General features: G+C 71.1%; 6 protein-coding genes and 2 pseudogenes. 7 read left to right on the top strand and 1 reads right to left on the bottom strand.

Features of this window, described 5'->3' with window-relative positions:
* Positions 1-131: 131 nt before the first annotated feature.
* Entirely contained in the window at positions 132-3,398 is a 3,267-nt protein-coding gene (locus A7A76_RS19965; protein WP_206412931.1) for a lamin tail domain-containing protein, read from the top strand.
* Positions 3,399-3,641: 243 nt separating this feature from the next.
* Positions 3,642-7,115, top strand: coding sequence for a lamin tail domain-containing protein (locus A7A76_RS19960; RefSeq protein ID WP_206412929.1), 3,474 nt, complete (start codon positions 3,642-3,644; stop codon positions 7,113-7,115).
* A 48-nt stretch (positions 7,116-7,163) separates the two neighbouring features.
* On the opposite strand, the pseudogene A7A76_RS26910 reads toward A7A76_RS19960, so the two are convergent.
* Positions 7,164-7,286 (bottom strand): annotated as a pseudogene (locus A7A76_RS26910) (DUF6053 domain-containing protein); the annotation flags it as partial.
* On the opposite strand from A7A76_RS26910, the pseudogene A7A76_RS26905 reads away from it, so the two are divergent.
* From A7A76_RS26905 to A7A76_RS19940, 5 genes and pseudogenes are all read left to right on the top strand, one after another.
* A pseudogene (locus tag A7A76_RS26905) lies at positions 7,228-7,692 on the top strand (DUF6053 domain-containing protein); the annotation flags it as partial. The pseudogenes A7A76_RS26910 and A7A76_RS26905 overlap by 59 nt on opposite strands.
* 249 nt (positions 7,693-7,941) lie before the next feature.
* Entirely contained in the window at positions 7,942-9,012 is a 1,071-nt protein-coding gene (gene pdhA / locus A7A76_RS19955) for a pyruvate dehydrogenase (acetyl-transferring) E1 component subunit alpha (RefSeq protein WP_206412928.1), read from the top strand.
* Positions 9,009-10,040 (top strand): alpha-ketoacid dehydrogenase subunit beta, encoded by a 1,032-nt coding sequence (locus tag A7A76_RS19950; protein ID WP_206412926.1) that lies wholly within the window; start codon positions 9,009-9,011, stop codon positions 10,038-10,040. Before pdhA ends, A7A76_RS19950 begins: the two co-directional genes overlap by 4 nt.
* 3 nt (positions 10,041-10,043) lie before the next feature.
* Complete coding sequence (locus A7A76_RS19945) at positions 10,044-10,385, top strand: SH3 domain-containing protein (RefSeq protein WP_206412924.1); 342 nt, start codon at positions 10,044-10,046, stop codon at positions 10,383-10,385.
* 61 nt (positions 10,386-10,446) lie between these two features.
* A partial coding sequence (locus A7A76_RS19940; protein ID WP_206412922.1) for a biotin/lipoyl-containing protein occupies positions 10,447-11,037 on the top strand: 591 nt, incomplete at its 3' end.

Genomic DNA, 11,037 nt, shown 5'->3' with positions numbered 1-11,037 from the left:
GCGGCGCGGCCGCGACGGCGGTCACGCGGTCGCGAACGGTGCGACGCCCGCGCGCGACAATGGCGATGCCTGCCCGCCACCGCGCGCAGCGGCGCGCGACCGGCCGCAGGCTTCATACTCAAGGGGACTTCATGCACTCACTCGCTAGCCGCGCTCTCGCGGCCGGTATCGCCTTGTCTCTGGCCGGCACCGCCCAGGCCGAAATCCTCATCAGCCAGATCTACGCCGGCGCCGGATCGCCCTCGGCCTCGCCCTATCGCAACAACTACGTCGAACTGCACAACACCGGCGACCAGCCGGTGTCGCTGGACGGTTGGTCGCTGCAGTACAACCCGTCCGTCAGCGCCAGCAGCTGGCAGCGCTCCGCGCTGAGCGGCAGCATCCCCGCCGGCGGCTATTTCCTGATCGCCACCGGCAGCCCCGCCAGCGGCCTCGCGCCGCTGCCGACGCCGGACCTGCAGTTGGGCCTGAGCCTGTTCGCCAGCACCGGCCGCCTGGCCGTGGTCAGCGAGAACCGCACGCTCAGCGGCCAGTGCCCGGCCGGCGCGCGCGACCGCGTGGTCTACGGCAGCGCCGTGCGTTGCGGGCTCGCCGCGGCACTGGCGACGCCGGCGCGCGCCGCGCTGCTGCGCGGCGACGAAGGCTGCGCCGACAGCGGCACCGATTCGGCCGACTTCAGCATCGGCGCGCCCGCGCCGCGCAATTCGAAATCGCCGGCGCAGCTGTGCAGCGCGTTGCCCCCGCTGACGCTGAGCGTGGCCGACATCGCCAAGGCCGAAGGCGACAGCGGCCGCACCGCGTTCGTCTTCACGCTCAAGCTCAACCGCCCCGCGCCCATCGGCGGCGTGGCCTGGCGCGCCAACACCAACTCCGGCAGCGCCAGCGCGGGCCAGGACTTCGATGCGGTCGCGCCGGTCGACGGCACCATTCCCACCGGCGCGACCTCCGCCACGTTCGCCGTGCAAGTGATCGGCGACCTCGCCGTGGAAGCCGACGAAACCTTCGAACTGCACGTGCAGGCGCTGACGCCGGGCGTGCTCACCGACGCCGACGGCGTGCTCAAGGCCACCGCCACCATCCTCAACGACGACTACCCGGTCCTGCCGATCGGCGCGGTGCAGGGCCGCGGCGCGCAATCGCCGCTGCTCGGCCAGCCCGTGTCGGTGCAGGGCATCGTCACCGCGGTCGCCGCCGACGGCCTGTTCGTGCAGAACGGCGCCGGCGAGGCCGATGCCGACCCGGCCACCTCCGACGCGCTGTTCGTGCTGACCGGCCAGGCCGGCGATGCGTCGCTGATCGGCCAGCGCGTGCGCGTGTCGGGCACGGTGCTCGAATACGCCTCCGACCCGGCCACGCCGGCGGCCACGCTGACCGCGATCGGCGGCGCGCCGAACGTCCAGGCGCTCGGCGCCGGCAGCCTGCCGGCGCTGCAGATGCTGTGGGGCCTGCCGCCGGACGCGGCGCCGGAACTGGAGCGCCTGGAAGGCATGCGGATCCGACTCGGCGGCGACCTGCGCGTGGTCGGCCCCACCGGCGGCCGCCGGGTTTCCGGCCAGGACACCACGGTCAGCGACGGCACCTTCCACGTCGTGTTCGCGCCGACGGCGTCGCCGCAGCCGGCGCGTCCGCAGCGCGAACCGGGCCTGCGCGTGCGGCCGCAGAACCCGGGCGACTCGGCCAGCGCGCCGCTGCTGCCGCTGTGGGACGGCAATCCGGAAGTCATCGCGATCGACAGCGCTGCCTCGGGCTCGGCCCCGCTGCAGGTCGCCGGCGAAGCGCGGCTGCGCGATGCCGGCGGCGTGCTGAGCGTGCGCAACGGCCGCTACACCCTGTTGATGAGCGCCGACGGCAAGCCGCTGCTGACCGCGCCCGGGATGGCGCCGCGCAGCGCCGACGACGACCGCGACGGCGCGCCCGACGCGCCGCCGCTGCCGCCGTTGCCGGCCGAGCGCGCGCTCAGCGTCGCCTACTACGATCTGGAGCGGATGTTCGACGTGCAGGACGATCCGCGCTACGCCGACGAGGCGATCGCCGCGGCCGCGTACGAGCGCAATCTGCGCAAGGCCGCGCTCGGCATCCGCCGCTCGCTCGGCGCGCCGGACGTGGTCGCGCTGGGCGGCGTGGAGAACGCGCAAGTGCTGCAGAGCCTGTCGATGCGCATCGACGCCGACGCCGACGAAGCGCACGAGCCGCGGCCGCAATACCAGTTCCAGTTGTTCGAGGGCAACGATCCGCGCGGGCTTAATCTGGCGTACCTCTACAAGACCGCGCCGGCGCAGGGCGGCGGCTTCGCGCGGGTGAGCAACGTGAACGTGCAGCCGATCGGCGCCGCTGCGACGTGGGAGGGTCCGGGGCCGCTGTACAAGCATCCGCCGCTCGCGCTGGACGCGACCGTCCACCTCGGCGACGGCAGCGTCGCGCCGCTGAACCTGGTGCTGGTCGGCCTGGACGGCCGCGCCGACAGCGAAGGCCCGTCGCCGGAGGTCGAAGGCGTGCGCTTTCGCCGCCAGCGCCAGGCCGAGTTCCTCGCCGGTTACGTCAATCAGCGCCAGAACCAAGGCGTCGACGGCGCCAAGCCGCCGTTGCTGGTGCTCGGCGACTTCGACAACTTCGCTTTCAGCGACGGCTATGTCGACACGGTCAACGTCGTCGCCGGCACGCCGGGCGACGGCATGGCGACCTCGGTGCCGGACGGCCACGACTGGGTGCAGCCCGACCTGATCCAGGCCGACCGCCTGATCGAGCCGCAACGCCGCTATTCCTCGCTCGACCAGGGCAACGCGCAAAGCACCCGGCATGCGCTGCTGAGCGAAGAGTTCGTGCTCGCCAGCGAACAGCTGCGGGTGCAGCGCGCGCGCATCAACGCCGATTTCCCGGCGATCCTGCACGACGATGCGAGCACGCCGGCGCGCGCGGCGAGCAGCGATCCGCTGCGCATCGCCTGGGTGCCGCGTCGGCGCGCCGACCTGTCGCTGCAGGTCGGCGCGGACGGCGCGGCCTCGGTGGCGCTCGGCGAACGTCTGCGCTATCGCGCGTGGCTGCGCAACGACGGTCCCGAGCAGGCGCGCGCGATCGGCATCGCGTTCGCATCGACGGTGCCCGACGGCGATCTGGAGGTGACGCCGCCGTCGTCCGAGTGGAGCTGCGCGGCACCGGTGGCGAGCGACAACGCCACCACGGTGACCTGCAGCGCGGCCAGCCTGGCGAGCGGCGCGGGTTATTCGTTCCAGGTCGGCGCCGCCACCTACGCCGGCATGGTCGGCGGCTCGATCCCGCTGGCGGCGTCGGCGACCGCGCAGTCCTACGACCCCACGCCCGACGACAGCCGCGCGGTCGGCTCGCAGTGGGTGACGCCGCCGCCGGAGCAGCCCGGCGCGGGCGGCGCGCCGACACCGTGAGCCTGAACGCGATCGCCTGATCGCCCGCCCGGCCCCGGCCTCCCGCCGGGGCCGGTGCGGGTTCGGTGCGGGTTCGGCGCGGGCCGGCAGGCACCGCTCGCGGCGCCTGTTCAGCCGCGCAACGCGCTGAAAATCACGGCAATTTCGCCAAGGTCATCACATTGCAATCCCGCCTCGGCACTCTTGGGGCACAATCGTCTACCTGCCGAAGGGGTTCGGCAGGTACTCAATACGGGGAGCAACATGGACAAGTTACGGGGCCGCCTGCTGGCGGTATCGGTGTTGGCGTTCGCCGTCGCCGGTTCGGCGCAGGCGCAGGTCGTGATCAGCCAGGCCTACGGGGGCGGCGGCAACAATGGCGCCACGCTGAAGAGCGACTTCATCGAGTTGCACAACAACGGCACGGCCGCGGTCGACCTGAGCAACTGGAGCGTGCAGTACAACTCCAGCGGCGGCACCGGCGCGTGGCAGAAGACCGACTTGTCCGGCACGATCGCGCCGGGCGGCTACTTCCTGGTCAAGCAGCAGGACGGCAACGGCCCCGGCACCGCGCTGCCGACGCCGGACGTGATCGGCAACATCGCCATGAGCGGCAGCGCCTTCAAGGTCGCCCTGCTCAACAACAAGACTGCGCTCAACGGCGCCTGCCCGATCTCGGCGGCGGTGCAGGATCTGCTCGGCGTCAACTCCACCGGCGCCAACGGCTGTTCGGAAGGCGCGCCGACCGCGGGCACCGCCAACGCCACCGCCGCGGTCCGCAACGGCGACGGCTGCACCGACACCGACAACAACGCGGCCGACTTCGCCATCGCCGCGCCGACCCCGCGCAACAGCGCCACCGCCGCGCGCCTGTGCAGCGGCCCGACTCAGCCGGTGCTGAGCATCGCCGGCGTCGACAAGCTCGAAGGCAACAGCGGCACCACACCGTTCGCCTTCACCCTGACCCTGAGCGAACCGGCCGGCGCCGGCGGCGTCAGCTGGACCGCCTCCACCGTCGACGGCACCGCCACCGCCGGCAGCGACTTCGTCGCGCTGAGCAACCTCGCCGGCTCCATCGCCGCAGGCCAGACCAGCGCCACGGTCGTGGTCAACGTCAACGGCGACACCGATCCGGAAGCCTTCGAAACCTTCAAGCTGCGCATCTCCAACATCGTCGGCGCGCGCATGCCGGCGCCGGAAGCCAGCGCGACCATCGTCGACGACGACACGCCGGTGGTGCCGATCCACGACATCCAGGGCAATGGCGCGACCTCGCCGCTGGTCAACCAGATCGTCACCACCGAAGGCGTGGTCACCGGCCGCAAGAGCAACGGCTTCTACCTGCAGACCACCGACGCCGAAGCCGACGCCGATCCGGCGACGTCCGAAGGCATGTACGTGTTCACCAGCACCGCGCCGACCGTCGCCACCGGCGACCGCGTGCGCGTGTCCGGCACCGTCACCGAATACATTCCGGTCGGGGTCGGCCAGCTGCCGCTGACCGAACTGACCCGCGCCAGCTACGCCAAGGTCGGCACCGCCGCGCTGCCGGTGCCGGTGGTGCTGCCGGTGGTGCTGCCGACCTCGCCGCTGGACGCGCTGGAACGCTTCGAGAACATGCGCGTGGCGATCCAGAGCTTCAAGGTGACCGCGCCGACCAAGGGCAGCACCGACGAGCCCAGCGCCACCGGCACCAGCAACGGCATCTTCTACGGCGTGATCGGCGACGTGCCGCGTCCGTTCCGCGAACCGGGCATCCAGCCGGGCGACAACCCGCCGGCCGGCAGCATTCCGCCGATCCCGCGCTGGGACGGCAATCCGGAGCTGATGACCGTCGACAGCAAGGCGCTCGGCGCGCCGCGGCTCGACGTCGCCACCGGTTCGGTGATCACCGGCATGACCGGCCCGCTGGACTACGGCTTCCGCCGCTACACCCTGCTGATCGACCCCAGCGCCGCGGTCGTCGTCACCCCGGGCCCGCAGCCGCGTCCGGCCGTGGAGACCGTCGACCCCAACGCCGTCTCGGTGGCCGCCTACAACATGGAGCGGTTCTTCGACACGGTGAAGAACTCCGGCGACGACACCGTGCTGACCCAGGCCGCCTACAACCGGCGCAAGCAGAAGGCCTCGCTGGGCATCCGCGATTACCTGAAGCTGCCCGACATCCTCGGCACGGTCGAGATGGAGAACCTGACGACGCTGCAGGAGATCGCCAACGCCGTCAACAACGACACCGTCGCCGCCGGCCAGCCGAATCCGAACTACGTCGCCTACCTGCAGGAAGGCAACGACATCGGCGGCATCGACGTGGGCTATCTGATCAAGACCGCCGAAGTCGCGCCGGGCAAGCCGCGCGTGCAGGTGACCGCGGTGGCGCAGATCGGCAAGGACGAGACCTGGGTGCAGCCCGACGGCACCTCGGCCAAGCTCAACGACCGTCCGCCGCTGGCGCTGGACGCGGTGGTCAACTACGCCGACGGCCGCAGCTTCCCGATCAGCGTGGTGCTGGTGCACCAGCGCTCGCTCAGCGGCGCCGAAGAGGCCACCGACAACGGCAACCGCGTGCGCCTCAAGCGTCAGCGCCAGGCCGAATCGCTGGCGACCTACCTCAACGGGCGCCAGACCGGCAACCCGGCCACGCGCCTGATCGTGCTCGGCGACTTCAACGCCTTCGAGTTCAACGACGGCCTGGTCGACGTGATGGGCACCGTGGCCGGCACGCCGAGCCCGGACGACGCCACCGCGGTGACCGGCGACGGCGCCGATCTGGTCAACCCCGACCTGATCAACCTGGCCAGCATCTCCGAGCCGAGCGAGCGCTACTCGTTCGTGTTCGACGGCCACGCGCAGAGCCTGGACCACGTACTGGTCAACGAAGAGATGGTGGTCAACACCGCCTCGATCCACCTGGCCCACGCGCGCATCAACGCCGACTACCCGGAGACCAACCGCAACCTGGCCGACTCGCCTTCGCGCCTGTCCGACCACGACCCGGTGGTGGCCTACCTGGTGCCGCGCGAAGTCGCCGACCTGGGCGTGACCGCGGCCGCCGGCGCCGCCTCGGTGGAAGTCGGCCAGACCCTGGCCTACACCGCGACCGCGACCAACAACGGCCCCGGCCGCGCCGACGCGGTCGGCGTGGGCTTCGCCCTGGACGCCGAACTGCCGGCGCTGAGCGTGACCCAGCCGGCCGGCTGGAACTGCGACGCGCCGCAGGTGAGCACCGGCAAGACCTCGGTGGCCTGCCACACCGCCGCGCTCGCCAACGGCGCCAACGCCAGCTTCGCGCTGAGCGCCGCCGCCGGCGCCGAACTGGCCGGCAAGACGGTCAAGCTGGCCGTGGCCGGCAGCACCGATTCGCTCGACAAGGTCGCCGGCAACGACAGCGCCGAGGCGTCCATCGCGGTGACCGCGGCGAGCAACGTCACCCCGATCGCCGATCGCCAGATGCTGATCGTCGACGGCGCCGCCAACGAAGCCAAGATGTTCCGCATCGACGTCCCGCAAGGCACCCGCGCCCTGCGCGTCATCACCCAGGGCGGCACCGGCGACGTGTCGCTGTACATCAAGCGCGGTTCGCCGGCGAGCGCGTCGAACTACGACCAGCGTTCGGTCCGCGCCGGCAACAACGAGACGGTCACCGCGGTCGCGCCGGCCGCCGGCACCTGGTACATCACCGTGCTCGGCGGCGCCACCGCGTTCGCCCGCGTGGGCGTGTCGCCGACGCTGGTTCCCTGATCCGGCGTCGAACTGATCCTGCGTCGAACTGATCCGGCGTTGAATTGATCAGCGCCGACCGCAACACCGAAGACCCCGGCTCCGGCCGGGGTCTTTTTTTGTGGGAGGGGCTTCAGCCCCGACGCCTTCCGATCCGATCTCGGCAACCGGACCGGAAAGCGTCGGGGCTGAAGCCCCTCCCACATGCGCTCGCCGCAACTTCGTGCCTGGGGGCCGCCGCATTTCACGGGCAAGCGGATGGTCGGGCGGGATTTTCGCAAGCTGCAGGCGCGCGCTTTTTGTCCGCGCGGCGCAGTTCACAGTCGAAGCGCCGACGGTATCGATATCCATACGTCGCCGTTCTGACAGCGAATGCACTCATGCGGACAAGCCGGCGCACGCTCTCGGCACGGCGCGCTGCGCGCGGCACGATGAACGGGCGCGGCCGCTGGCGAAATTTTGTCCACCCGCCGCATCCTCCGCACGCCGCCGCCGCGCGGCGAAAACTCTGCGCCGGCAGGGATTTGCCGCGCGAGCGCGCGCTCGCGGCCGCGCGCCCGAACCGTTCCGGCGCGCACACTTTCGCGGCGACGCATAGCGTGTTTCGCCCGCCAATGCATGCCGCAGCGCGCAACGGCGCTTAACACCGCTTTCGGTATCATCCGCGCCAGACGCAGCGCCCCCAGGTTGGATCGCGGGGGCGCCGCGGCTTTAGCCCGGCCCGGAACCTCCGTCGCTTTCCGACGGTCTCCGGACCCAGCCGTCTGAAGCTGACCAGCGCGCCCGGCACTGGATCCGGGACCGGAACGATTCGGACCTCATCCCCACCCGTGAGGACCTTCTCCCGATGACCGTCGCCGCGACGTTCGAAATCGAATACCTCCAATACCTCGGCCCCGACGGTAAGCCCGTCGCCGAGATCCCGGCCGCGTTCAAGGACGCCAACACCCTGCTGCCGCTGTTCAAGCAAATGCTGTTCGTGCGCACCTTCGACAGCAAGGCCATCGCCTTGCAGCGCACCGGCAAGCTCGGCACCTATGCCGCCTGCCTGGGCCACGAGGCCACCCACGTCGGCATCGGCGCGTCGATGCGGCCCGACGACGTGTTCGCGCCGAGCTATCGCGAATACGGCGCGCAGTTCATGCGCGGCGTGCAGCCGCGCGAAGTGCTGCTGTACTGGGGCGGAGACGAGCGCGGCAACGACTTCGCCGGCCCGCGCAAGGACTTCGCCTGGTCGGTGCCGATCTCGACCCAATGCCTGCACGCCGCCGGCGCCGCGCTCGCGTTCAAGCTGCGCAAGGAACAAAACCTCGCCGTGGCCTGCTGCGGCGACGGCGGTTCGTCCAAGACCGACTTCTACGCCGCGCTCAATTCCGCCGGCGCTTACCAATTGCCGCTGATCCTGTGCGTGATCAACAACGGCTGGGCGATCTCGGTGCCGCGCAAGGCGCAGACCGGCGCCAAGACGCTGGCGCAGAAGGGCCTGGCCGGCGGCCTGCACTGCCTGCAGGTCGACGGCAACGACCTGATCGCCGTGCTCGAAGGCATGCGCCGCGCCGCCGAACTGGCGCGCAACGGCGACGGCGGCAGCGTGATCGAGTTCATGACCTATCGCCTGCACGACCACACCACCGCCGACGACGCGCGCCGCTACCGCGACGACGCCGAGGTCAAGGACGCGTGGACGCGCGACCCGGTGCCGCGCCTGCGCACCTACCTCACCGACCAGGGCGTGTGGAACGACGAGCTGGAAAAGGCCTGGATCGAGGAGTGCGGCAAGAAGGTCGACGTCGAGATCAACGCCTACCTGGAAACCCCGGTGCAGCCGGTCGAAGCCATGTTCGACTTCCTCTACGCCGACATGCCGGCCGACCTCGCCGCGCAACGCGAGCAGGCGCTGCAGGAGAACCGCCGATGAACGCCGCCACGCAGAGCAAGATCGACACCGCGCAGGCCGCCGCCACGCCGGCCGCGATCACCCTGATCGAAGCCATCACCCAAGCGCTGGCCTATGAAATGCGCAACGACCCGAGCGTGCTGGTGCTCGGCGAGGACGTCGGCGTCAACGGCGGCGTGTTCCGCGCCACCGCCGGCCTGCAGCAGATCTTCGGGCCCGAGCGCGTGCTCGACACGCCGCTGGACGAAACCACCATCGCCGGCCTCAGCGTCGGCCTGGCCGCGCAGGGCATGAAGCCGGTGGCCGAAGCGCAGTTCGACGGCTTCGTCTATCCGATGCTCGATCATCTGATCTGCCACGCCGCGCGCCTGCGCCACCGCACCCGCGGCCGCCTGACCTGCCCGCTGGTGCTGCGCGTGCCGTGGGGCGGCGGCATCCGCGCGCCGGAACACCACAGCGAAGCCAACGAAGCGCTGTTCACCAATGTGCCGGGCCTGCGCGTGGTGCTGCCGTCGTCGCCGGCGCGCGCCTACGGCCTGTTGCTCGCCGCGATCCGCGATCCGGATCCGGTGATCTTCTACGAGCCCAAGCGCATCTATCGCCAGTACAAGGAAATCGTCGCCGACGACGGCGAAGCGCTGCCGCTGGACGTGTGCTACGTGCTGCGCGACGGCAGCGACATCACCCTGGTCAGCTGGGGCGCGCAGGTCAAGGAAGCGCTGGAAGCCGCCGACAAGCTCGCCGGCGAAGGCATCAGCGCCGAAGTGATCGACGTGGCAACGCTCAAGCCGCTGGACTTCGCCACCATCGCCGAATCGGTGGCCAAGACCGGCCGCTGCGTGATCGTGCACGAGGCGCCGAAGACCGCCGGTTTCGGCGCGGAGATCGCCGCGCGCCTGGCCGAGGAGTCGATGTACGACCTGCTCGCGCCGGTCGAGCGCGTCACCGGCTTCGACACGCACATCCCGCTGTTCCGCCTGGAAATGAAGTACCTGCCCAGCGTCGACAAGATCGTCGCCGCGGCCAAGCGCACGCTCGGCCACGGCTGATCGATGCGGCGGGCCCGGGTCATCGCCGATCACCGCGCGCCGGATCGCCCCGCGATCCGGATCGCGCGCGGCGACGCCTTGACCCTGGGCGAGCGCGATGTCGACTGGCCGCAGTTCGTGTGGGCGGTGCAGGCCGACGGGCTCGGCGGCTGGGCGCCGGCGTCGCTGTTCGACGCGCCAAGCGGCCCGGCGACGGCGCTGGACGATTACGACACGCTCGAACTCGACGCCGATGCGGGCCAGCTCCTGCATCTGCGCGAGGAACGTTCGCAGTGGTGGTGGGCGCGCGATGCGCGCGGCCGCGAAGGCTGGATTCCGGCGCGCGCGCTGGAACTGCTGGACTGAGCCGCCGGCGCCACCGACTTTCCAGAATCCAACATTCAAGAATCTTTAGGGACGACCGGCAATGAGCGATACCAAGACCTTCCTGCTTCCCGACCTCGGCGAAGGCCTGCCCGACGCGACCATCGTCGAATGGGCGGTCAAGGTCGGCGACACCATCCGCCTCGACGACACCCTGGTGTCGATGGAAACCGCCAAGGCGGTCGTCGAAGTGCCCTCGCCCGTGTCCGGCAAGGTGCTCAAGCTCGCCGGCGAGGCGGGCGACGTGATCGTCACCGGCACCATGCTGGCCGAGTTCGAAATCGATCCGAACCTGCCGCAGCGCGCGGACGGCCAGGACACCGGCCACCATCACGGCGGCGGCCACGCCGCGCCGGCCGCGCCCGCACCGGCGAAAGCCGAAGCGGCGCCGGCCAAGGCAGAAGGCGGCGAACGCGCCGACAGCGGCACCGTGGTCGGCGCGATGCAGTCCTCCGACGCCGTGCGCAGCGAACAGGCCGTCGCCGTCGGCGGGGTCAAGGCGATGCCGGCGGTGCGCGCGCTGGCGCGCAAGCTCGGCGTCGACCTGAGCCGCGTGCGCGCCACCGGCGCCGACGGCACGGTCAGCAGCGACGACGTCAAGCGCGCCGCGGCCGATGGTTCGGCCAAGGTCGGT

Origin of the sequence: Lysobacter enzymogenes, assembly GCF_017168095.1 — a bacterium.
GTDB classification, from domain to species: domain Bacteria; phylum Pseudomonadota; class Gammaproteobacteria; order Xanthomonadales; family Xanthomonadaceae; genus Lysobacter; species Lysobacter enzymogenes_D.
Note: the sequence above shows the minus strand (reverse complement) of the source record. Positions and strands in the feature narration are given on the sequence as shown.

Excerpts from the sequence above, each read along its gene's own strand:
- A7A76_RS19965 (WP_206412931.1), top strand. The coding sequence starts at position 132 with ATGCACTCACTCGCTAGCCGCGCTCTCGCGGCCGGTATCGCCTTGTCT.
- A7A76_RS19960 (WP_206412929.1), top strand. The coding sequence starts at position 3,642 with ATGGACAAGTTACGGGGCCGCCTGCTGGCGGTATCGGTGTTGGCGTTC.
- pdhA (WP_206412928.1), top strand. The coding sequence starts at position 7,942 with ATGACCGTCGCCGCGACGTTCGAAATCGAATACCTCCAATACCTCGGC.
- A7A76_RS19950 (WP_206412926.1), top strand. The coding sequence starts at position 9,009 with ATGAACGCCGCCACGCAGAGCAAGATCGACACCGCGCAGGCCGCCGCC.
- A7A76_RS19945 (WP_206412924.1), top strand. The coding sequence starts at position 10,044 with ATGCGGCGGGCCCGGGTCATCGCCGATCACCGCGCGCCGGATCGCCCC.